The sequence below is a fragment of the Enhygromyxa salina genome, from assembly GCF_002994635.1.
GTDB lineage: Bacteria > Myxococcota_A > Polyangia > Nannocystales > Nannocystaceae > Plesiocystis > Plesiocystis salina_B.
On record NZ_PVNL01000108.1, the window covers coordinates 1 to 22,565 of the forward strand.

The window sequence follows — 22,565 nt, forward strand, 5'->3', positions numbered from 1 at the left end:
CGCTCGCTCCCCGTGGGCTGGTTGTGCGCGGGGGTATGATTGGCCCCCTAGAAGGGGGCTCTGGTATGACCCCCGCAGAGGGTTTCGCACTGCGCGGTCACTCGCTTCGCTCGCTCCCCTTGGGCTGCCCTGCAAGGGGGCTAGCCATGACCCCCCACAGAGGGTTTCGCACTGCGCGGTCACTCGCTTCGCTCGCTCCCCTTGGGCTGCCCTGCAAGGGGGCTAGCCATGACCCCGTGCGAAGCTCGGTGCGCATCGGCGCACGCGTGCATTGGTGATACATTTTCCGCCACCACGGACGCCTCGTGACCAACGCATACATCTCGGGAACTGGGTTTTATGTGCCGCCGCGGGTGGTGACCAACGACGATCTCGTCCGCGAGTACGAGATCGAGACCACGGACGAGTGGATCGAGCAGCGCACGGGCATCCGCGAGCGTCGGTTCGCGGCCGATGGCGTGGGCTCGGCGGACCTCGGGCTCGAGGCGAGCAAGATGGCGCTCGATGCCGCCGGGATCGCGGCCCACGACCTCGACATGATCGTGTTCGCGACGCTGTCCCCGGAGCACTGCTTCCCGGGCTCTGGCGTGTACTTGCAAGACAAGCTCGGCCTGTGCGCCGGGCAGAACATCAAGTACGTACCCTGCCTCGACATCCGCAACCAGTGCTCGGGCTTTCTGTACGGCACCCAGGTCGCCACGGCCATGATCGAGTCGGGCCAGTGCAAGCGGGTCCTCGTCGTCGGCGCCGAGACCCACTCGCACGCGCTCGATCTGTCGACCCGCGGTCGGACGGTGGCCTCGCTGTTTGGCGACGGGGCCGGGGCCGCCGTGTTCGAGGGCACCGAAGCGGACAAGGGCGTGCGCGGGATCTGGCTGGGGGCCGACGGCTCGTGCGCCGACGTGCTCGCCCAGAAGATCTGGGACATCCGCCAATTTCCGTTCGTCGAGCTCGACGACGAGGGCTTCGGCCGGATCCCTCCCCTGACCTTGTTCGCGCAGATGGACGGCAAGACGGTGTTCAAGCACGCCGTCACCAAGCTCGCGGGCTCGCTGATGCAGGCGCTCGGCGAGACCAACACCAGGGTCGAGGACGTCGATCTGTTCGTCCTGCATCAGGCCAACAAGCGGATCAACGAGTACGTCGCCAACAAGCTGCTGAAGGTGCCCGAGCACAAGGTGCTGCACAACATCGAGCGCTACGGCAACACCACCGCCGCGACGATCCCGATCCTGCTGGCCGAGGCCGTCCGTGACGGGACCCTGAGGCCGGGCATGAAGATCGCGCTCGCGGCGTTCGGCTCGGGCTTCACCTGGGGCTCGGCGATCATTGATTGGTAGGATGAATCGGTGAGATCGGTGGCGGGCGCTTGATCGAATTCATCCACACGCGGAGGCGTCGCTAGTGCCCTCCACAGCCCTCGCCCGAGCCGAGCTGCACCTGCTGTGGTCGCTCGACGAGGGCGCTGACCATGCGCGTCGCGGTCACGCGTATGTGTTCGCCGACCCCCCGCGAGCGCGGTGGGTCAGCCTCGAGCACAGCCCCGCCACGACCCCACAGATGGTCGAGATCATGGCCGCGTGGCAGGCGGCCCACCCCCAGACGCCGGCGCTCGAGCTGCGCCGGATCACCCAGTGGGCCGAGCCGGGCGGGCGCTGGCGGTTCCGCGGAGATCTGGGCGGCCTTCGCCAGCTGCTCGCGACCCTCGAGCTGGTTGATGACGGCAGCGCCATGTCGGAGTCACCGCCGCTGCCCGAGCTCCCCGTTGCGTTCTTGCGGGCACCGATCACCTGCCTGGTCCACGCGCGGCTCGGCCAGGTCGACTGGCCCGCTGCCCTCGAGGCGCCGGAGGTCTGCGTCGGGCCGCTCGGGATCGTCAGCGCCCACGCCGACGACGACAAGCTGGTGGTCTGCGCCGCACGGCCCGGCTCGATCCACGCAGGCAGCGGTCAGACCCGCACCGCGGCGGTCTGGTGCTCGGACGGCGGCGGCGCGGGCTGGCGCGAGCTCGGCTGGGCGCTCGACCCAAACCACGAGCAACCGCGCGCGTGGCCGCCCGAGCAGATCGAGCGGGTCGAGCTCGTAGCTGGCTCACCCGTGATCGCCTGGGATGATCCGTGGATCGACTGGGAGTCGGGCGACCAATGGCTGGGAACCTGGGCGCCAGCTGAGCAACGCTGGCGCGTCAGCATCCGCGACTGACCGGACCGAGCCCGAGCCCGAGCCCCAGCTCGAGTCCGCTCACGCCCGTCGCCAGTCGCTGGGCAGCTTCAGACCCGAGCCGGTCGTGTGGTCGGCCCGCTCTTCGAGGCCGAGCTCGTCGAGCAACGGACGCACGACCAACGACCAGATCCCAGCGCCCGGATCACCCCCGCGCTGGTTCGAGTGCTGGCGATGCGCCTCGACGTAGCGCAGCCCGACGCCGACCTCGCGCATCGCGGTCACGAAGTGGCGCAGCGCAGAGCGGGCGCCGTGCAGATCCAGGACATCGCCGGGCAGCTTGCCATCGTAGGCCCAGCCCACGCTGTAGTCGTTGGCGCCGTTGCCATGAAAACTGTGAACCCACGCGGGCCACTGGACCACGCTCGCGCGGTCGATCGGCGAGTAGACCCCGTGGTAGGGCGTGTCGCGGTAGCGGTCCTGACGGGCCGAGAACGCCTGCCCCTGGTGGCGCGCGAGCAGCCGCGCGCTGAGCCCAAAGCCGCCGCCCACCGCGGTCTGGTGGATCACGACCGTGGTCACGAGCGACAGCGGCCGCGGGCGGTTGCGACCGCGGGTGAAGCCACGCGGGACGCTGGTCACGTTGCGAAAGCTCTCGACGAACAGCATGCCCTCGTCGTCGGGCTCGAGCTCGCCTGCCCCATGCGCGCCGGGGTTGTGGTGGCCCTCGACCTTGTCTTCGTCGCCGAGCGCACCCACCAGGCCGCGTTCATGCGCGCCCTCGAGCAACCGCCGAATCCGCTCGAGCTCCTCGTCGACCGTGGGCATGTGTCCGGACTCTACCAGGGCTGTACGGCCCGACTACGGCCGTACACCACGGATCTTGGGACCCCGCCGGGGAGCGTGGACGCCGGCCGCCCACACCAGGTGGATCGCGCGAAACCGCTGGCCTTTGTGTGGCTCGAGCAGCTCGAGCATGCGCGCGTCGTCGCCTCGGGCCTCGTCGGCGAAGAACCACGAGATCGTCGACGGGAGCACGTAGTCGCCGAGCGGGACCGCGTCGTGGTGGCCGAGGCCGAGCCCCTGGACCATCGCGCGGGTCCACGGGCCGATCCCCGGGAACGCCTCGATCCGCGCGGCGAACTGCTCGTGCGGCAGCCCCGTCCACCCGCGGATCCGCTTGGCCCGGGCGGCCAGGCCCAGCGCGGTCTTGGCCCGCTTGCGGTCGAGGCCGAACTCCGCCAGATCCGCGGTCGTCAGGGTGCACCACTGCTCGGCCGACAGCGGCAGCCGCAGATCGAAGGGCCCGGGCGCGGGCTGGGCGTGGACCCGGAGCATGTGGAGCTGGGTGCTGATGACGTCGCGAAACGACACGCGCTGGCAGATAACCTGACTGACCAGCAGCTCGAACACGTCGAGGGTCCGACCCATGCGCACGCCCGGCAGCCTGCGCTGGACCCGACCGAGCTTGTCGGCGAACGGCGGCGGGTGATCGTCGAGCCCGAGGTGGGCCTCGAGCTGGTCCAGCACCCACCCATGCCCGGGTCCATACGCCGCGGCCTCCACGGTTCCGGGCAACACCCGAACGTGAAAGGTCGCGGGACCTTCGGGGGTCCACTGCGCGCGCATCAGCTCGGTCGTGCTCGCCCACCGCACGGTTGGATTTTTGCGGCCGAGCTCACCCAGCTGCAGGCTGCGGCCGAGGTCGTAGGGACGGTCGAGCGCGAACACCCGCGCGCCGTGGGCCTCGCCGTCCACGTCAGCGCCGCCGCATCTGCTCGCGCAACACCAGGCTGTCGCCGAGCACGATCGCGTCCGCGCCGAGCCCCACGAAGCTGCGCATGGCCTCGACCGGATTGCAGGCGATCGCCTCGCCGCCGCGGTTGAAGCTGGTGTTGACGACCATCGGCACGCCCGTGCGCTGCTCGAACGCCGAGATCATCGCGTGGTAGCGCGGGTGGTGCTCGGCGTGGACCACCTGCGGGCGGCTGCTGCCGTCGTAATGCACGACCACCGGGATCTGCTCGCGCTTCTCCGGCCGCACGTCGACGGCGAACAACATGAAGCGGCTGTCCCAGTCTTGGATGAACCACTCGCTCTGGCGGCCCGCGAGCACCGAGGGTCCAAACGGCCGCCACGGCTCGCGCGACTTCATGGCGTTGAGCCGGGGCTTGAGATCGTCGCGGCGCGGATCGGCGTTGATGCTGCGTCCGCCGAGGGCCCGGGGGCCGAACTCCATCGGGCCCTGAAACCAGCAGACGATCTTGCCGGCCGCGATCAGCTCGGCCGTCTCGCCGCCGACGTCTCGCATCCGGGTGAACGGCACGCGCATGCGCCCGAGCGCGGCGGCGATCGCCTCGTCGGACCACGAGGGCCCGAGGTGGGTGTGGCCGAGCCCGAGCCGCGGGAGCTCGCCGGTCAGCTCGCGGTGACCGATGATCGCCGCGCCGATCGCCGTGCCCGCGTCGTTGGCCCCTGGCGGCACGTACATGTCTGCAGGCTGGAACCGGTCGCGCAGGACCCCGTTCATCTTGCAGTTGAGCGCGACGCCCCCACACACGGCCAGGTTCTGGGTCGTGCCCTGCAGCGACGGGCCGATGTGGTGGGCCAGGTAGTCGCCCACCGTGGTCTCGAGCGCCTGCTGGATCGAGGCCGCGAGGTCGCGGTGATCATCGGTGATCGGCTCGTCGCGGCCGCGCGCGAACCGGTCGAACAACTTTTCGGCGGCCCACTCCGAGAGCACGGGCTTGCCGTCGTCGCCCATGCTCATGCACGACGACAGATCAATGCGCGGCTGCCCGAGGGCCGCGAGCGCCATGGTCGAGCCCTGGCCGTGGCTGCCAAACCCGAGCACCCGCGTGACGGTCTCGTAGACGCCGCCAAACGAGCAGTCGGGCTGCCACGGGACCGCGTCGACGACCTGCAGATCGTGGCCCTGGGCCCGCCAGATCGTCGCGGTCTCGTAGTCGCCGCGGCCGTCGATCGACAGGACCCAGGCGTCGTCGTAGTCCGACAGCCCGTACACGCAGGCCGCGTGCGACATGTGGTGGGGCACGAACACGACCGAGTTGGCGCGCAGCACGGGCGGCGGACGCCAGCCGCCGCCACCCGCGAAGCTCTGCCGAAACCGCGCCGGGATCCCGTTGATCGCGACGAGGTCGACGTCGTCCATGGTCAGGCCGGCCGTGCGCAGGACCGCGTCGATCGCCCGCGGCGGCCAGGCGTCCTCGAGCCGCAGCGCGATGTCCGACGACAGCGAGGTCCCCGGTCGCTCGGGGTGCTGCCAGGTGTAGTGGCGGACCCGGGCCAGGCGCTCCTCTTCGATCGCGCTGACCAGCTCGCCGTCGATCAACAGCGCGGCGGCGTGCTCCATCAGCGTGACCGTTGCGAGCCCGAGCACGACGCTGGGCTTGCGATCGCCAGCTTTCTCGACCACCGCGGGGGCGCGGCGGCGATCCAGCGCGGGCGGTGGCTCGGTCAGCTTGCCCGCCAGCACGCGGGGGCGCGCGCGGGTTCGGACGCCGCGCAGCAGCTCGGCCTCGCGGACCAGCTCGTGCCCGCGGATCGCCGCGTCGTCCGACACCAGGGGACGCAGGGCCGACGACTCGCAGCGCTCGGAGCACAGCTGACAGCGGATACACGCGCCCGGATCGATCACCGGGCGCGCCGGCTCGCCGGCCATGGTGATCGCGTGGGTTGGACAGATCCGCACGCAGTCTCCCGCGCCGACGCAGCGGGTCTCGTCGACCCACAGCGGGCGCCGATCGTCCGCGGCCGCGCGGCCCCGCCCGAGCATCGGCCGCGAGTAGGCCTGAAGATCGATCCCCTCGAGGGTGATCTCGGCGAGCCGATCGTCGACCGTGCCCGACTCGAACAGCTGCTGCAGCGCCCTGACATAGCCGCGGTCGACCCCGGCGATCAGCATCGGCTCGCGGGCGTCATCGCCTTCGAGCAAGGAGATCCAGCCGTGGCCGTGATGCGCGGTCTCGCCGGTCGCGTCGCCCACGTAGACCGACCACTCCGTGTCTCCGGTGCCAAAGATGTCGGGGGTCTGCTCGCGCTCGCGGCGAAGCTGGGCCGCGACCTCGCCGGCCACTCCCTCGCGGGCCTCACCCGTGTCGGCGTCGAGCAGTCGCACCCGCCGACCGCCGCCACCCGCCGCGCTGATGACCTCGCGCCAGGCCGCGCGCCGAGCCTCGGACCCCGGCGCCCCGCCCCAGACCACGACCGCGCGATCACGGCCGATCCCGCGGGCGTCGTAGACACGCATGCCCATGAACTCGACGCCCGGCGCTGTGAACACGACCGCGAGCTGCTCGATCCCGATCGCGATCGACGCGAGGATCTGGGCTTTGGCCTGGTCGAGATCGCAGCCGGGGACGATCGAGATGTCGAGGTGGTGCGCGTCGTTGGGCTCGAACCTGACGCAGTAGGCGAACACCGGCAGCGTGCCTAACATGTCGTGCAGATCCGTGGTGTCGAGCTCGGGTCGCACGCTCGACCCCAGCGGCGTCGCCGGGACCCCGAGCTCGATCCCGACGACCCCGTCGCGACTGGCCCGCAGCCGGGCCCAGACCGACATCACCAGCTGGGCCTCGTCGCGCATGCTGCCCAGCAAGCCCCACTGGCCCATCGCCAGCTGGTCGCCGCTCTGGCCGGTGGCGTAGAGCTGCTCGCGCGGACGGACCGGCTCGAGCAGCTCGCCGTGGGTCCGGGTGATCGCCAGCCAGCCACCGTCGGGCGCCCGCAGGCCCTCCCCGACCGGCGCCGCGAACCGCTCGTGCAGCAGCCGGGCCGCGCCCGGCAACACGGGCGCGTTCTCGACGATCACCGCCAGGGTCTGCAGCGAGACAGCCCGCGACTCGAGCAGCTGCGCGAGCGCCCACAGTCGATCCGCCGGACCCGCGAGGACCACCGGCCGCTCGCTCGCCAGCGCCAGCAGCTCGGCGTCCGCGAGCGTGGCCACGTCGGTGAACAGCGCCAGCGGCTGGCCCTCTGCGTCGAGCAACGCCAGGCCTGGCGCGGCCTCGAGACAGATCACCGTGATGGTCGACGCGCGCGGGCGCATGCCCAGGAACGCGAGCAGCTCACCGTGCAGCAGCGCCCCGAGCCAGTACATCTGCGCGGTCTCGCTCGCGGCGCTGGGGGCGACCGGGGCAGCTGCGCTGCGATCGGCGACGGCGTTCAGGTGCGCGTCGAGCTGGGCGCCTGGACCGGCCGCGGCCAAACTATCAGCCAGGTCGACGGTCAGCGGGAACGGGTCGCGCCAGCTCATGAGCGACACCCCTGCGGTGAATTCAAAGCCCAGCGCATGTGGCCCGCGAACATATCACCCAGGTTTGACCCGCGGGCGGGCGGACTTCAGGATCCGGGCGTGGCTCGCCTGATGTTGCGCCTGACGACCCGCTGCAACAGCGCGTGTGCGCACTGCACGGTCGCCGACGTCCCCGCCGCGGACGCCCGCACGCCCCAGCAGGCGCTGGCCGAGATCATAGAAGCCCGACGCGGCGGCTGCGACGAGCTGGTGATCATGCGCGGCGAGCCAACCCTGCGGCCGGAGCTGGCCAAGCTCGCCAGCGCCGCCCGCCGGATCGGCTACCGACTCGTGCAGATCCAGACCAACGGTCGGCTGCTGTGCTACCCGGACTACCTCGAGCGCCTGGTTCACGCGGGCGTCGACTTCTTCGAGGTCGCGCTGTTCGGAGCGACCGCCGCGACCCACGACGCGATCTCGGCCGACGACGGCGCGTTTGAGCAGACCCTCGCGGGCCTGCGCTCGCTGGCCGCGCGCCCGCAGGTCGGTCACCTGGTCAGCGTCGCCGTGCTCGCGGCCAACCTCCACGAGCTCGTGGCCATGGTCGAGCTGGTCGCCGCGCTGGGCCTGTCGCGGGTTCAGCTCAATTTTACCCGGCCCGTGCGCGTGGACGGCGAGTGGCGCACGCAGGTGCTGGCCAGGCTCGACGACGCCGGCCCTGCGATCCGCGCTGCGCTCGCCCGGGCCCGCGCGCTCGGCCTGGCCGCGTCGACCGAGGCCGTGCCGCTGTGTCAGCTGGATCCCGAAGATCGCCCGGCCGCCGAGACGGCCCGCGACTTCGTCGACGTCCGGGTGGTCGATCTGCATCGCCGCCACGAGAGCTTCGCCACCCACCATCGCCAGGTCCGTCCCCACGCGCCGCAGTGCGCACAGTGCAGCCTCGCCCCGGTCTGCCCGACGACCTGGGCCGCCTACCAGCAGCTGTTTGGCACCAGCGAGCTGCGCCCGGTGGCCGTCTGCCCGTGAGGGGCGCGTGGTAGCATCCCCTGGGCATCGCCCGCGGTCACCATGGAACCCAACGAGCGCTTCGAGATCCAGCTCAGCCACGTCTGCAACAACCGCTGCGTCTTTTGTGTGAGCGGGCAGATGACCGAGCTGCGCATGGCCAAGCCGACGCCGCTCGACGACGTCAAGGCCAAGTTCGACGAGGCCCGCAAGCGGGGGATCACCAAGGCCACGATCATGGGTGGCGAGCCGACGATCCACCCGACCTTCTTTCCGACCGTCGAGTACGCGATCGAGCTGGGGTTCTCGACGATCGTGATCTTCACCAACGGCGTGCGCCTCGACAAGCAGGCGTTCGTCGATCGGATCATGGAGATCGGCAAAGACAAGCTGCAGTGGCGGATCAGCATTCAAGGCTGGGACCGCGAGACCCACGACTTCACGACCAAGAAGCCCGGCGCGTTCGATCGGATCATCGCGGGGCTCGAGACCCTGACGGAGCTCGGCCAGTACATCTCGTGCAACATGTGCGTGGTCGAGCAAAATTACCGCTCGCTGGTCAAGCTGCCCGACATGGTCAGCAAGTACCCGATCCAGCAGGTCCACCTCGACATGGTCCGGCCGCGCGACTCGGGCGTGCGCACGGAGGACTACCTCGACGGGATCATGCCCGACTACGCCGACCTCGGTCGCGTGATGCGGCAGATGTTCGAGGGGCTCGATCAAAAGGCGCCAGGGTTCAACATCAACGTCGGCAACCTGCCGTTTTGCCAGCTGCCCGACTGGGCCCACCGCATTCACCACGGCGGCAACAAGACCTACACGGTCTCGGCCGAGGGCCCCGGCAAGCTGTCGGTGGTCGCGTGGGACAAGTACGAGGACAAGCGCAGCGACAAGCTCAAGCTCGACTCGTGCGGCTCGTGCGTGTTCGAGCGGCGGTGTGACGGGTTCTTTGGGCTCTACGCCAAGCGCCGCGGGACCGAGCAATTCTTGCCCGTCAGCCGCGAGAAGCTGCGCCGCAGCGACCCCGAGCAGCGCACCTTCATCCATCAGATCGACGCGGCGCTGGTCGCCATGGTCCGCGAGCGGTTCGCGGGCTGGCACCTGCACGGCGCCAACGACAGCGAGTTCGATCGCTGGGCCCGGCAGACCTGGGTTCACGAAGATGGCGGCCGCGCGCAGCTGACCTTCCTGCCTCGCGACGCACCCGGGGGCGGCGACGCCGAGCACCGCGACTTCGTGGCCCGCGTCGACTCGTGGTCTGGCGTGTCCGAGGCCCAGGTGATCGAGCTGCTCGGCGGCGTCGTCGAGCGCATGGCCGTCGTGCTTGGCGGCGAGGCGGCCAACCACGGCGTCCGCGTGGCCCCCAGCGCCCAGCGCTTCGCCCAGCGCCGCGGGCTGCCCACCCCCGAGCTCGCCACCGGGATCGCGCCCGCGATCATGGCCGGGCTGCGGCGGATCGCCGGGCACCGCAACGAGCACGGCTCGATCGTCGGCTGGCAGCTCGACAGCTGCCAGCCCCAAGGTCGCGGCGCCACGGTCCACTTCATCGGCCCGAATCGCGCCAGCTCGACGCTGCACCTGCTGATCTCGGACGCGGGCAAGGTCTCGGGCAAGTGGGCGTTCGGGCGCGGTGACGAGCAGGCCAAGCGCAAGCTCGCGCTGGCGATCACAGCGCTGCTGCGCCCGGCTCCCCGCGCCCCTGCGGCGGGAGTCGGCGCCGCCGCGCCCTGAGCTGGCCTCTGCGCCACGAGTGTCGGGGACCGCATGTCCGCGCCGGTCATCGAGACGAGCGAACCACCGACGCCCAGCCCCGCCCCGCGCTGGCAGGATCGCGTCGCGGTCGCGGGCTTCTTGCTGGCGTTCTTGCTGCCCATGTTTGCGCGCTCGACGGTGCACCCTGCCCCGCTGCCTGGATCGCCGGGGTTGCTCAGCCAGCTGCACGGGATCGCCTGCCTGTTCACCCACAAGCCCGAGGGCTGGAGCAGCTACTACGTCCAGGTTCGCCGGGCCGACACCTTGCAGTGGGAGACCCTCGATCAGTCGGAGCTGTTCGAGCTGCAGCCCTTCGGTCGCCGCACGCGGATGCACCGACTGCTCGGCGCGTGGCAGGCCAAGCCCAGCCGCAAGACCCGGCACATGGCCCGCTGGATCATCGAGCAGCACGCCAAGTCGCACCCCGAGCAGGCCCGGCCCGACGCGATCCGGTTCACGCGAGCGTGGATGATCCCCAGCGTCGAGCAGCCGCCCGAGCACGGCTGGGTCCACCCTGATTGGTTCGAGGTCCCACCCCAGCGCCGTCGGGTGATCGTGACTTACCGGGTCGACGAGCTGCTCGCCGAAGGAGCGGGCGACGACCCATGAAGCCGCTGCTCGACACCTGCGGGCGCGCGTGGATCCGCTTTTGGCACGCGCCGATCGATCCTGCGCCGCTCGCCGCGTTTCGTCAGGCGTTCGCGTGGACCCTGCTGATTTACTTCGTCGCCTGGGCCCGCAGCGCCGACGAGTGGCTGACCGACGCCGGCTACCACCCGCCGGCCTCGCTCGATCCGATCAACGCCCCTCACCTGCCGCTGCTGCCCGCGTCGGCCCTGCCCTTCGTCGGCGCGATCGTGTTTGGCTGCCTGTTGGCGTTCATCTTTGGCTACGCCCGCCGGGTGGTCGTGTGGGTGTTGGTGGCGGCGGCCATTCACGCCCTGTTGGTCGACCCGATCGCCGCGTTCACGATCAACCGCTTGTTCGTGATCGGCCTGTTCATCCTCGCGATCGCCCCCGAGCCCGACATGCCTGATTCGCAGCCTGTCCAGCGAGCCTGGCCCACGCGGATGCTGCAGGTCCTCGTCGTGTCCCAGTACTTCGCGTCGGGCCTGTGCAAGACCCTCAACGGCGACTGGTGGGGCGGCGAGGACGTGCTGTGGATGCAGGTCCAGGGCATCTACATGACCGACGCCGCGGCGTGGTTGGTGCGGACCCTGCCGCACTGGGCGTGGACGGTGCAGCAGCAGCTCGCGCTGTGGTTCGAGCTGCTCGCGCCGATCTTGTTCGGCGTCAAGAAGCTGCGCCCGCTCGCGTTCGTGCTCGGCCTCGGCCTGCACCTCGTGGTCGCGGTGACCATGGATCAGCTGATCTACTTCAGCCTGCAGATGGCCTGCTTCTACCTATTGTTCATTCCCCCCGAGTGGGCGCGACGATTGGCCCCAGGTGGCCCAAGGTGAGAAGAGCAGCAAAGTTTTCTCGGGCCGGTCTCGGCGTCGATCAGCGGCTGCAGCCGCGCTAGGGTCTTCATTGTGGACACCGAAGCGGACGACCCCTTCTTCTTGAGTCGGATGCTGGCCAGGTTACTCGCGTCCCACTCGCGGCTGCGCGGCCTCGAGGCCAAGGGCGCGGCGCAGCTGTTCGTCAGCAAGGAGAGAGCCCGACGCGAGCGCTACCTCGACGAGGTCATGGCCCTGATCCCGCGTGAGCGCTACCCGAGCGGCGACGGGGTCTGGATCACGATGGACAGCGTGCTGCGGGCGTTCCGCGACGAGATCCTCATTGACCTGTGTCGCGCGCCGACTGGCAAGGAGCTGATCGGCGCGTCGGTCTCAGTCGCCCTTCGCAGCCGCTGGGCCGAGGCTGGCGCGTACGGCCTGCCGCCCGAGTTTCTGGCCGAAAGCCCCGCAGGGCAGGACGAAGAGCGCTGACAACCCGCGCGTGGGCGCGCCCCTCGCCGGCTCCGGTCGCGTGTGGCATAGTCGCGCTCGCGAATGTCGCCGCCCGACCACCATGATCCCCACGCGCAGGTCCTCCATGGCCAGCCGGGGCACCCCGGGGACCACTCCGGGCACGGGGGCGGCAACCAGCTCTCGACCGAGCAGCCCGTGTTCTGCCCGGAATGCGGGGCCCCAGTCCAGCTGCGCGGCACCGCGGTCTCGGCCGTGTGCGAGTACTGCGACAGCACCGTCGTCCGCTCCGGCGTCGACGTCCAGCTGATCGGTAAGGTCAGCGCGCTGATCGACAACGGCAGCCCGGTCCTGCTGCACTCGAAGGGCAAGCTCGACAACGTCCCGTTCGTGGTCGACGGGCGCCTGCAGGTTCAGTACGAGCGCGGGACCTGGAACGAGTGGTTCCTCAATTTCGCCGACGGGACCATCGGCTGGCTCGCCGACGCCCAAAACCAGTTCTCGATCCTCAAGCCGATCGATCCCAACCAGGTCGCCGGTCGGGTGCCCAGCTTCCACGAGCTCAGCCCTGGCCAGCCGATCCGCCTGGCCGGGCGGATGCTCGTCGTCGTCGATCGCCGCGGCGCCGCCTACAAGGGCGCCGAGGGGCTGCTGCCGTTTCGCGCCGAGCCAGGCATGCAGTTCTACGGCGTAGATCTGCGCGGCTACAGCGAGGAGTTCGCGAGCCTCGACTGGGGCAACGATCCTGACCACGACCAGCCGATCCCCTACTTCGGGCGCGCCGTGACGTTGCGGGACATCGGCCTGTTCCCGCTGCGTCGGTTCGAGGGCTGGGAGCCCGCTCGACCACCGGCCTAGCAGGCCTTTGCGAGGACCTCTGTGAACCACCCAGCGCCGCCCACCAAGCTGTTCCGCGAGGAAGCCAAGACCGGCGCGATCGAGTGCCCGGCCTGCGGCGCGCCGATCACCTTGCGCGGCTTCGGTGGCGTCGAGCAGGTCGCCTGCGCCTACTGTGGGACGGTCTGCAAGCCCGAGGACGACGGCAACCTCGACGTCGTTCAGCAGGCCCAGCGCCAGCACCGAACCTCCATGCTGCCGCTCCACAAGCGCGGCACGCTGCCGGCCCGCCTGTCTGAACACGGCGGCGGCCAGACCTGGGAGATCCTCGGGATCATGTGGCGCGAGGTCGTGTCCGACGGCGTCACCTACCCCTGGCAAGAGTTCCTGCTGTTCAACCCCTACCAGGGCTACCGCTGGCTGATCTATCAGATGAGCGACGGCGTGTGGGGCCTGGGCGGGCCGCTGCTCGGCGCCCCGGAGCTGCTGCCGGGGGGCACGCCGACCGCGACCTGGCGCGGCGAGACCTACAAGCACTTCACCACCGGCAACGCGCGGGTGACCTACGTCGAGGGCGAGTTCCCGTGGCAGGTGCTGGTCAACGACGTGGCCCAGGCCAACGACTACGTGTGTCCGCCCAACATGCTCTCGATCGAGGTGCAGCACGGCGAGGACGGGGTCGACGTCAACTTCACGAGCATGCAGCCGATCGAGCCCCAGGAAGTCTGGACCGCGTTCGGCATGGCTGGCCCGGCCCCCGACAAGCGCGGCATCCACCCGGCCGAGATCAACCCGTACAAGTCCAAGTTTTACTTCGTCGCGGCGATCTTGCTGTTCGTCACCTGGATCGGCGCGCTGATCTTCTACTCGAGCGCGCGCACGAACGCCGTCGTCTACACCGGCAGCATCACGCCCGGCGAGGTCCTCACCGAGCAGCTCGAGATCGGCGACGCCGATCGCAAGACGACCCTCGAGTTCGAGCTGGTGGCGCAGGGCATGAACAACTCGTGGGCCTACGCCGAGGTCATGCTGGTCGATATGACCTCCGAAGAGGCGATCACCGTCGGCCTCGAGACCGACGCGTGGAGCGGCGTCGACCAGGGCGAGAGCTGGAGCGAGGGCACCAACCCGCGCCGGGTGACCGTCGGTGGGGTCGACGGCGGGTCCTACCTGCTGCAGGTCCAGACCCAGCTCGACAGCTCCGGCGATCCGGCCGACGCCCTCAAATTCACGATCCGGCAAGACGTGCCGCTCGGCCGCTACATGTTCTTGCCCTTCTTCATCATCGTGCTGTTCCCGGCCCTCAACCTCGCGCGCAAGCTCGGGTTCGAGACCAAGCGCTGGGCCAACAGTGATCACGCCACGTCCTCGTGGGAGAGTTAGGAGCCCCGATCCCATGCTCATGAAAGCCAGCTACGTCCTGCTGTCGGTTACCAGCCTCGGCCTCCTGATGTTCGAGGCCCCGCGGGGCGCCCTGCTCACGACCACGCCCGAGCGCGGCAAGGTCCAGCGTGACACCCAAGAAGCAGGCAGCGGCAACGCCACGATCCGCCGGCCGCACTACATCTTTCTCGGTGGCTACCACGGAGGCAAATGACCATGATGTTCCTACTCGCCAAGGAGATCGTCGACGTCTCCGCGATCGCGTCGGCCGCGATCTACTCCGTCCTCGGGCTGCTGATCTTCGGGCTGTTCTGGCTGTTGATCGTGTGGCTCACCCCGTTCTCGATCCGCAAGGAGATCGAGGATGATCAGAACACCTCGCTGGGCATCATCCTGGGCGCGGTGATCATCGGGATCTCGCTGATCATCAGCGCCGCGGTCTCCGGTTGACCGAGCCCGTCGACGCGCCGGTAGCCGCGCCCTCGCCGTCTACCCGGCTGTTGCTGTTCTGCGTGCTCGTGGTCGCGACGTGCGGCCTGGTCTACGAGCTGATCACCGCGACCATGGCCAGCTACCTGCTGGGCGACTCGGTCACGCAGTTCTCGCTGGTGATCGGCGTGTACCTCAGCGCCATGGGTCTGGGCTCGTGGCTGAGCCGCTTCGTCGAGCATCGGCTGGTCAACCGCTTCGTCCACGTGCAGCTGATCATCGCCGTCGTCGGCGGGTTCTCGGCCCCGGCGCTGTTCCTGGGCTTCTCGGTCCTCGATGACATTCGGCCGGTCCTGTTCGCGATCCTGATCATCATTGGGACCCTGGTCGGGCTCGAGATCCCGCTGCTGATGCGGCTGATGCCGGGCAAGCAGCAGCTCAAGGATCTCGTCGCGCGGGTCCTGGCGTTCGACTACATCGGCGCGCTGCTGGCCAGCATCGCGTTTCCGCTCGTGCTGCTGCCGTGGCTGGGGCTGGTCCGGACCAGCTTGTTGTTTGGCAGCCTCAATGCCGCGGTCGCGCTGTGGTCGGCGCGGGCGTTCGTGGATCAGCTGGTCCGGCCCCGCCTGGTCACCGCGCAGGCGCTGATCGTGCTGCTCGGGACCCTGTCGTGCCTGATCGTCGGCGGTGAGATCGAGACCTTCGGCGAGCGGCAGCTCTACGAGTCACCGGTGATCTTCTCGCAGAAGACCCGCTACCAGCGGCTCACGATCACCCGCTGGAGCGACGACGTCCGCCTGTACATCGACGGCAACCTGCAGTTCTCCAGCGCCGACGAGCACCGCTACCACGAGAGCCTGGTCCACCCGGCCTTCGCCGCCCGCGAGCAGCTCGCGAGCGGGCCCGCGCGCCGGGTGCTGGTGCTCGGCGGCGGCGACGGGCTGGCCGTGCGCGAGCTGCTGCGCTACCCCGGCGTCGATCGGGTCGACCTCGTCGATCTCGACCCGGAGATGACCCGGCTGTTCCGCGAGACCCCCGCCCTGACCGAGCTCAACGCCGACTCGCTCGCCGATCCCCGCGTGGTCGTGCACAACGCCGACGCGATGCGCTGGCTCGAGCAACAGCGCGGCGGCGGCGGCGGCGGCGGCGGCGAGGCTGGGCTCGCGCCCTGGGACATCGTCGTCATTGATCTGCCCGACCCCAACAACCTCTCGCTCGGCAAGCTCTACACTCGGGCGTTCTACCGGCTGGTCCGCGCGGTGCTGGCCCCCGACGGCGTCGCGGTCGTGCAGTCGACCTCGCCGTATCTGTCGCCCCGCGCGTTTTGGTGCATCGTCGCGACTTTGGACGCCGCCGACATGCACCCCCTGCCCTACCACGCGCACGTGCCGAGCTTCGGCGACTGGGGCTTCACGCTCGCGGCTCGCAGCCCGCTGCGGCCTCCGCCTGGCCTGGCGTTCGAGCTGCCGCAGCCGGAGGCGCTGCGGTTCTTGTCGCCCGAGCTGGTGCCCACGCTGTTCGCGTTCCCGGCTGACCAGCGCCCGCGCGAGGTCGAGATCAACCGCCTCGATACCCAGATGCTGGTCAACTACTACGATCAGGATCTGCACAGCTTTGGGCCGCTGACGCGGCGGGCCGGGAGCTGAGCGCGTGGGCCTGAGCCGGCGTGAGCTGCTGCGCACGAGCGGACTTGGGGCGCTCGCGCTCGGCTGCAACCGCGACGACAAGCCGAGCAGCGCCGCGCCGAGGTTCACCGGTCAGAGCCCCGAGCGCGGACACCTGCTGCGCTCGGCCGCGCTGCTCGACGCGCCGATCGACGCCCACATCCGGGCCGGCGTGGTGATCGTCGGCGGCGGCGCGGCCGGGTTCTCTGCGGCCTGGCGCCTGCAAAAGCTCGGGCTCGACGACTTCATCGTGCTCGAGCTCGAGCCGGAGATCGGCGGCACCGCCCGCAGCGGCGTGCTCCCGCGTTCGCCCCACCCGATGGGCGCCCACTATCTGCCGGCCCCGCCGCGCGAGTGCAGCGAGCTGCTCGAGCTGCTCACCGATCTCGACCTGCTCGTCGGCTACGAGCACGACGGCACCCCCGAGTATCGCAGCACGGCGATCTGTGCGGCCCCCGAGGAGCGCCACTTTCACGCCGGGACCTGGCACCCCGGCCTGTACCCCAGCGACGGCCAGACCCCCGCGCAAGAGCAGCAGTGGGAACGGTTCTGGGATCAGCTGCGCGAGCTCGACCGAGTCCGCGATCACGACGGCGAGCTGTTGTTCCGGCTGCCCGTGCGGCGCAGCTCCGCCCGCCTGCGCGGGCTCGACCAGCTCTCGATGGCGGCGTGGCTCGACGAGCACGGCTTCGACAGCTGGCGGCTGCGCTGGTACGTCGACTACGCGTGTCGCGACGACTACGGCTGCACGCTCGCCCAGACCTCCGCGTTCGCCGGGCTCCACCACTTCTTGGCGCGCGGGCTCGAGGACACCCGCGAAGATCCGCTGCTGACCTGGCCCGGCGGCAACGGTGAGCTGATCGCCAGCCTGCGTGCGCGGGTGGATCTGGGCGCGCGGCTGAAGACCGACCACATCGTCTACGCGATCGATCCCGAGCGCGGCCAGCTGCGGGTCCGCGACCTCGCCAGCGAGCGCAGTATCTCGATCGAGGCCCAGGCGATCCTGTGGGCCGCGCCGCGGTTCTTGCTGCGCCACGTGCTGCCCCGCGACCGCGACCCGCTGTCCGCCGACGCCCTCACCTACGCCCCGTGGTTGGTCGCCAACCTCGAGCTGCGCGAGCCCCCCGGCGGGGTCGGGGCCACGCTCGCGTGGGACAACGTCCCGATCATCGAAAATCCCGCCGCCCGCAACCTCGGCTACGTGGTCGCCACCCATCAAGAGGGCCGCGACCGGGCGATCGAGGGCGGCGCCGTGATCACCTACTACCAGCCGCTCGTGGCCGACGACCCCGCCGGGCTCGCCCAGCATCGCGCGCACCTGCTCGGCAGTGACGCCCGCGGCCTGTCCGAGCAGGTGCTCGGCGCCCTCGAGCACATGCACCCGGGGATCCGCCGCCACCTCAGCGCCCTGCACGTCCACCGCTGGGGCCACGCGATGATCCGCCCGGTCCCCGGCCACCTGTTTGGCGGCGCCCTCGAGCTCGCCCGCGCGCCGATCGGCTGTGTCCGCGCGTGCGCGACCGATGTCGGCGGCCTGCCCCTGTTCGAAGAGGCCTTCTACGCCGCGATCGATGCCGCAGACTGGGCGCTCGATCGGATCGGCCGCGCGTGACCCATGCCCGCCACCTCCCATCGCTGGCTGGTCTCACCGAGCTTTGATCTCGGCGCCTTCGTGGTCCCCGGCGCCCTGGCCCTGCTGCTCGCCCTGGGTGTGGGCCTGCAGCTCGAGCCGCGCGAAGACGACAGCCTCGCGCTGTGGATCCTCGGCGTGGTCCTGGTCGACGTCGCCCACGTCTGGGCTTCGCTGTACCGGACCTACCTCGATCCAGCGGCCCGCCAGCGCCACGCCCAGCTTTTGCGCTGGACCCCCATCGTCGTGTTCCTGCTCGCGTTCATGGCCCACGCCGTCTCGCCGCGGCTGTTCTGGGGCGCGCTCGCCTACGTCGCGGTGTTTCACTTCATCAAGCAACAAGAGGGCTTCGTGATCCTGTACCTGCGCGCGGGTGGCGAGACTGGGCCGCGCGATCGAGCGCTGGCCAAGCTCGCGGTCTGGGCCAGCACCGCCGGTCCCGTGATCTGGTGGCACACCCAGCTCCCGCGTCGGTTCACCTGGTTTCTCGCCGACGACTTCATCGCCGGGCTCCCAGCTGTCGTCGGCCGGGTCGCGGTCTGGGCCCAGGTCCCGATCTTGCTGGTGTTCCTGGCTCGCCGCGCGCAGCTGGCCGCGCGGGGCGTCGGTCACCCCATGGTCCCGATCCTGGTCGCGCTCACGGCCCTGAGCTGGAACCTCGGGATCGTGTGGTTCAACGATGGCCGGGTGTTCACGCTGACCAACGTGTTCATCCACGGGCTCCCGTACCTGGCGCTGGTCTTCATCACGGGCGGCCGCGAGCTGGTCACCCGGCGGCTGCCAAGCTCGACCACGCTGGCGGTCACGGTCGCGGCGTTCTACGGCCTGCTCGCGGTCCTCGCCTTCGCCGAAGAGACCCTCTGGGATCGCCTGGTCTGGCATGAGCACGTGAGCCTGTTCGGCCACGGCCAGCTCGAGCTCGGCGAGCTCGGGCTGGCGCTGTGTGTCGCGCTGCTCAGCGTCCCGCAGGCGACCCACTACGTGCTCGATCGCTACATCTGGCGAGTGGGGCCGCAAAACCCCCGGCTCGCCGAGCAGCTGGGTCTGACCAAGCCGACCTGAGGCATCCTGCAACGCCGCCCCGATCGCGACAGGGTGGCCGGTAGATCCATGCTGCGCATCGAGCTGTCGCCCGTGCGCGCGCGGTGGTTCAATGGGACCCGGAGCCGCTGCCATGACCAACATCCCCCGTCGTCTCACCCTCGTCGCGCTCGCGGCGTGCACCTGCCTGACCGCGCTCGCCAGCGCCTGCACCGTCGACGAGCCCGCGACCTTCATCCCGCGCTCGGGGACCTGGACCTACGCGGAGCAGAGCATCGTCAGCAACACCTGCAACAACGTGAAGATCCCCGACCCGCTCACCACCTTCATCCTCGACTACGACGACGGGGACGAGTTTCAGATCGAGCTCGGGGCCGAAGACGCGCTGTGCGAGATCGACGGTGAGGCGTTCTACTGCGCCGAGTATGAGGTCGGCAGCTCGGGCTTCCCGGGCACCGACGCGGTGTTTCACATGCACGTGCGCTGGGAGGGCGAGTTCTCGTCCGAGACCGTCGCCAACGGGCACGAGATCACCACCGTGACCTGCACGGGCGAGGACTGTGCCGAGCTCGAGGGCTTCCCCTGCTCACAGGACGCCACGTTCGCGGCTGAATTCTTCAACTGAGCCGAACCGTATCAGGCCAGCTTCACACCGCGGCCCGCAGCGTGGCCGCCCGTGATACGAATACGCCCGTGACCGCGCTCCACCGCCTCCGCCTCCACGTCTTCGCGTTTGTCGTCGCGCTGCTGACTGGCCTCGCCTGCGACATCAGCCTGCCGACCACCATCCCGACCTCGATCGACGGCGCGGCCAAGTCCGTCGCGTGTCCCGAGTGGGGCAGCGGCAATGTGATCGGCGCGAGCTTCACCGGTGACGCCGCCCTCAACGCGCAGATCGCCGCGTTCGTGCAGGCCAGCATGGACATCGAGCGCGTCGCCAACCAAGCCTACGCCAACGTCACCGCCGCGTGCGTCAAGATGGGCAAGGATCTCGGGGTCTCCGCCGCTGAGCTGCAGGGCAGCGCCGCCGACTCGGCCAGCGCCCCGTGCAACGCCGTCGCCGCCAAGATCGACGCGATCGTCAAGGCCAACGCCGCCATCAAGGTCAGCTACCAGCCCCCGCGCTGCCAGATGGACGCCAACTTCAAGGCCAGCTGCGACGCCGAGTGCGGGCTCGAGGTCGACCCCGGCAAGGTCGTCGCCGAGTGCGAGCCGGCCAAGCTCTCGGGCTACTGCCAGGGCACCTGCACCGGTCAGTGCGAGGGCACCTGCACCGGCGAGTGCCAGGGCGAGTGCTCCGCCAAAGATGCCCAGGGTCGCTGCGTCGGCGAGTGCAAGGGCACCTGCTCGGGCTCGTGCGACGCCACCTGCCACGCCAAGTGCGACGGCACCTGGAAGGCTCCCCGCTGCGACGTCGAGGTCGAGCAATCCAAGGTCAAGGCCGACTGCGCCGCCAACTGCGAGGCCTCCGCCAAGTTCCGCGCCAGCTGCCAGCCGCCCAAGCTCGACGTCACCACCTCGGCCCAGGCCGAGGCCATGACCAAGCTCGTCGCCACGCTCAAGGCCAATCTGCCCGCCCTGATCCAGGCTCAGCTGCGGCTGTCCAAGCAGCTCGCGGGCGACATCAAGGTCGTGATCGACAGCGGCGCCAAGCTCAAGGGTCAGCTCAGCGGAGCCGGCAGCAAGGCCGTCGCCTGCGTGACCGCGGCCGTCGGCGCGATGGCCCAGGCCAGCGTCAAGATCAACGTCAGCGTCAAAGCCAGCGCCAGCGTCAGCGGCAAGGCCGGCGCCAGCGCGTCTGGCGGGGCCTGAGTGTCCGCCGGGGTTCCCTGGCAATGTCCCAACCGCGCGTGCCCGTTCCGCTTGCGGCATGGCTTCGCCGCTGAGTTTGCCCAGCCAAAAGCCAACTGCCCCAGCTGTGGTGGCTCGCTCGTACCAGGCGAAGACGCACCCGAAGTCGCAACGGATCGACCCTTCGTCTGGCCCGCGCTCGCCCGTCTTGGCGTGACGCTCGTGCTCACTGGCGCGCTGGTCGGCTTTGCTGCCGTCAGCGTCAGTGTCCCCGGCGTCGAGCAGTTCAGGGTGAACTTCGGCCAACTCAGCCTCGAGCCCGCGCTCGCTTCGCTGGTCGCGGCCGCGGTTGTCGTCGAACTCGGTGCGCTCGCGCTCCCTGTCGGCCGCCCGCTCCGCCACACCGTCGACGGCCGACGACGCCTGCGAACGCTCGCCCTGCTCCTGGCCCTGCTGTTGTTGGTCGTGCGCGCGCTGACCTTTGTCCGCGTCACGCCCGAGCTCGTCCCTGCCTCGCAATTCGCGGTGATCCTGACCCGCTGCGTCGGCCTCCCGCTGGTGCTTGGGCTCCACGCCGCCAACCGGCGCTGGGGTCTCGGCCACGGGATCTCGCTCGCCTTCTTGGCGCTGCTGATCAGGCCGCTGGCCGTCGACACCCTCGCCGCCGAGGATCCCACGCAGGCGCTCATCATCTTGCTCGTCATGGTCGTTGGCGCTGGCGTCTGGCTCGCGCATCCCGCCCGCGCGAGCGCCCTCGGTCGCACGTCGCTGAGCAGCGACGGCGCCCACCCCCAAGACCTCGGCCTCGGCCTCGCTGTCCCCAGCGGCGGCGTGGTCGCCGTCGAGCTGGTGGGTCTCGCCCCGCTGCTCGTCGGCCTGACGATCCCCACCAACACCACCCTCGAGCTCGCCTTGGTGCTCGCCCTCACCGCCGCCCTCGCGTTCGCCTTCACCCGGCCCACGCTGCTCGTCGAGCGCTGGCGTCGAGCGTTTCCACGGGCCGACCCCGCCGCGCTCGTCCGCGACGCCCAGGCGCTGTTTCGCCGGGCCCTGCTGCGCACCGAGCTGCTCATGCTCGCGGTCGTGCTCCTCGGCCAAGCCCAGCTCCCCGCGCTCACGGCCGTACTCCTCGCCGCGATCGCGCTCGACCTGGGTCACGAGCTGCGCCTGCGCCTACGCGAGCCGGATCTCGTCGCGATCTCCACCCACCTCGACGTCCCCGGCGCGCAAGCTCTCGCGCTCGCCCTTGCGCTCCAGACCAAGCCGGTCGCGCTGCAGGGCCAACACCACCGATCGCTCTATCACCTGTTCGGCTGGTGGCTGCCCACCTCGCTCCTCGTCCGCCGCACCGACCTCGACACCGTCAAGCAGCTGCGCGCCGACCTGTTGTAGAGCCCGAGAGACCACGGTCTCGGCGCGTCTAAAACAAAGCCAACCCGCACTTCCCCGTCAACCTCGGGGCTGCTGACCGACGCGGCCAGCCCGTGCGCGCTGCCCCGTCGACACCCACACCCCCGCGAACAACCACGGAATCCCCACGAAGAACCAATAAAGAAGCCCCCGAACACTTGCGTGTTCGGGGGCATAGATCTGGCGACGACCTACTCTCCCACAGGGTGACCCCTGCAGTACCATCGGCGCAGGAGGGCTTGACTTCCGAGTTCGGGATGGGATCGGGTATGGCCCCTCCGCCATGACCACCAGAA

At 70.0% G+C, this 22,565-nt stretch carries 20 protein-coding genes and 1 rRNA gene; 17 read left to right on the forward strand and 4 right to left on the reverse strand.

Annotated elements, in window-relative coordinates:
• Positions 1 to 305 precede the first annotated feature (305 nt).
• Together ENSA7_RS26725 and ENSA7_RS26730 are read left to right on the forward strand one after the other, a co-directional pair.
• Positions 306 to 1,340 carry a 3-oxoacyl-ACP synthase III family protein gene (locus tag ENSA7_RS26725; RefSeq protein ID WP_106092184.1) on the forward strand — a complete coding sequence of 345 codons (1,035 nt, stop codon included), beginning with the start codon at positions 306 to 308 and terminating at the stop codon, positions 1,338 to 1,340.
• A 64-nt stretch (positions 1,341 to 1,404) separates the two neighbouring features.
• Positions 1,405 to 2,202, forward strand: coding sequence for a hypothetical protein (locus ENSA7_RS26730; protein ID WP_106092185.1), 798 nt, complete (start codon positions 1,405 to 1,407; stop codon positions 2,200 to 2,202).
• A gap of 39 nt (positions 2,203 to 2,241) precedes the next feature.
• On the opposite strand, the gene ENSA7_RS26735 is transcribed toward ENSA7_RS26730, so the two are convergent.
• From ENSA7_RS26735 to ENSA7_RS26745, 3 genes are read right to left on the reverse strand one after another with little or no spacing between them, the layout of a single operon-like run.
• Positions 2,242 to 2,988: a hypothetical protein gene (locus tag ENSA7_RS26735; protein WP_106092186.1), complete on the reverse strand. Its 747-nt coding sequence runs from the start codon at positions 2,986 to 2,988 to the stop codon at positions 2,242 to 2,244.
• A 33-nt stretch (positions 2,989 to 3,021) separates the two neighbouring features.
• Positions 3,022 to 3,918, reverse strand: a complete 897-nt coding sequence (locus ENSA7_RS26740; protein ID WP_106092187.1) for a DNA-3-methyladenine glycosylase family protein — start codon at positions 3,916 to 3,918, stop codon at positions 3,022 to 3,024.
• A gap of 1 nt (position 3,919) precedes the next feature.
• Positions 3,920 to 7,435: a carbamoyltransferase C-terminal domain-containing protein gene (locus ENSA7_RS26745; RefSeq protein ID WP_146158163.1), complete on the reverse strand. Its 3,516-nt coding sequence runs from the start codon at positions 7,433 to 7,435 to the stop codon at positions 3,920 to 3,922.
• A 99-nt stretch (positions 7,436 to 7,534) separates the two neighbouring features.
• On the opposite strand from ENSA7_RS26745, the gene ENSA7_RS26750 reads away from it, so the two are divergent.
• From ENSA7_RS26750 to ENSA7_RS26820, 15 genes are all read left to right on the forward strand, one after another.
• A complete protein-coding gene (locus ENSA7_RS26750; protein ID WP_181234147.1) occupies positions 7,535 to 8,440 on the forward strand; it encodes a radical SAM protein in 906 nt (301 codons plus the stop codon).
• 42 nt (positions 8,441 to 8,482) lie between these two features.
• Positions 8,483 to 10,153, forward strand: coding sequence for a radical SAM protein (locus tag ENSA7_RS26755; protein WP_106092190.1), 1,671 nt, complete (start codon positions 8,483 to 8,485; stop codon positions 10,151 to 10,153).
• Positions 10,154 to 10,186: 33 nt separating this feature from the next.
• A complete protein-coding gene (locus ENSA7_RS26760; RefSeq protein WP_106092191.1) occupies positions 10,187 to 10,783 on the forward strand; it encodes a hypothetical protein in 597 nt (198 codons plus the stop codon).
• The gene (locus tag ENSA7_RS26765; protein WP_106092192.1) at positions 10,780 to 11,634 is read left to right on the forward strand and encodes an HTTM domain-containing protein; all 855 of its coding nucleotides are present in this window, start codon (positions 10,780 to 10,782) and stop codon (positions 11,632 to 11,634) included. The genes ENSA7_RS26760 and ENSA7_RS26765 overlap by 4 nt, the downstream gene beginning before the upstream one ends.
• 72 nt (positions 11,635 to 11,706) lie before the next feature.
• Positions 11,707 to 12,105 (forward strand): hypothetical protein, encoded by a 399-nt coding sequence (locus ENSA7_RS26770; protein WP_106092193.1) that lies wholly within the window; start codon positions 11,707 to 11,709, stop codon positions 12,103 to 12,105.
• A 63-nt stretch (positions 12,106 to 12,168) separates the two neighbouring features.
• Positions 12,169 to 12,942, forward strand: a complete 774-nt coding sequence (locus ENSA7_RS26775; protein ID WP_106092194.1) for a DUF4178 domain-containing protein — start codon at positions 12,169 to 12,171, stop codon at positions 12,940 to 12,942.
• Between the two features lie 21 nt (positions 12,943 to 12,963).
• Positions 12,964 to 14,304 carry a DUF4178 domain-containing protein gene (locus ENSA7_RS26780; protein WP_106092195.1) on the forward strand — a complete coding sequence of 447 codons (1,341 nt, stop codon included), beginning with the start codon at positions 12,964 to 12,966 and terminating at the stop codon, positions 14,302 to 14,304.
• A gap of 13 nt (positions 14,305 to 14,317) precedes the next feature.
• A complete protein-coding gene (locus tag ENSA7_RS26785) occupies positions 14,318 to 14,518 on the forward strand; it encodes a hypothetical protein (RefSeq protein WP_106092196.1) in 201 nt (66 codons plus the stop codon).
• Positions 14,515 to 14,754, forward strand: a complete 240-nt coding sequence (locus tag ENSA7_RS26790) for a DUF350 domain-containing protein (protein WP_244923920.1) — start codon at positions 14,515 to 14,517, stop codon at positions 14,752 to 14,754. The genes ENSA7_RS26785 and ENSA7_RS26790 overlap by 4 nt, the downstream gene beginning before the upstream one ends.
• The gene (locus ENSA7_RS26795) at positions 14,751 to 16,379 is read left to right on the forward strand and encodes a polyamine aminopropyltransferase (RefSeq protein WP_106092197.1); all 1,629 of its coding nucleotides are present in this window, start codon (positions 14,751 to 14,753) and stop codon (positions 16,377 to 16,379) included. Before ENSA7_RS26790 ends, ENSA7_RS26795 begins: the two co-directional genes overlap by 4 nt.
• A gap of 4 nt (positions 16,380 to 16,383) precedes the next feature.
• Positions 16,384 to 18,009 carry an FAD-dependent oxidoreductase gene (locus ENSA7_RS26800; RefSeq protein ID WP_106092198.1) on the forward strand — a complete coding sequence of 542 codons (1,626 nt, stop codon included), beginning with the start codon at positions 16,384 to 16,386 and terminating at the stop codon, positions 18,007 to 18,009.
• 3 nt (positions 18,010 to 18,012) lie between these two features.
• A complete protein-coding gene (locus ENSA7_RS26805; RefSeq protein WP_106092199.1) occupies positions 18,013 to 19,089 on the forward strand; it encodes a hypothetical protein in 1,077 nt (358 codons plus the stop codon).
• A gap of 112 nt (positions 19,090 to 19,201) precedes the next feature.
• The gene (locus ENSA7_RS26810) at positions 19,202 to 19,693 is read left to right on the forward strand and encodes a hypothetical protein (RefSeq protein ID WP_106092200.1); all 492 of its coding nucleotides are present in this window, start codon (positions 19,202 to 19,204) and stop codon (positions 19,691 to 19,693) included.
• A 68-nt stretch (positions 19,694 to 19,761) separates the two neighbouring features.
• Positions 19,762 to 20,880 (forward strand): hypothetical protein, encoded by a 1,119-nt coding sequence (locus ENSA7_RS26815; protein WP_106092201.1) that lies wholly within the window; start codon positions 19,762 to 19,764, stop codon positions 20,878 to 20,880.
• Between the two features lie 192 nt (positions 20,881 to 21,072).
• Positions 21,073 to 22,251, forward strand: coding sequence for a hypothetical protein (locus ENSA7_RS26820; RefSeq protein ID WP_106092202.1), 1,179 nt, complete (start codon positions 21,073 to 21,075; stop codon positions 22,249 to 22,251).
• Between the two features lie 196 nt (positions 22,252 to 22,447).
• Here the strand turns inward: ENSA7_RS26820 and rrf are convergent.
• Positions 22,448 to 22,564, reverse strand: a 5S ribosomal RNA gene (gene rrf, locus ENSA7_RS26825).
• Position 22,565: the final 1 nt, after the last annotated feature.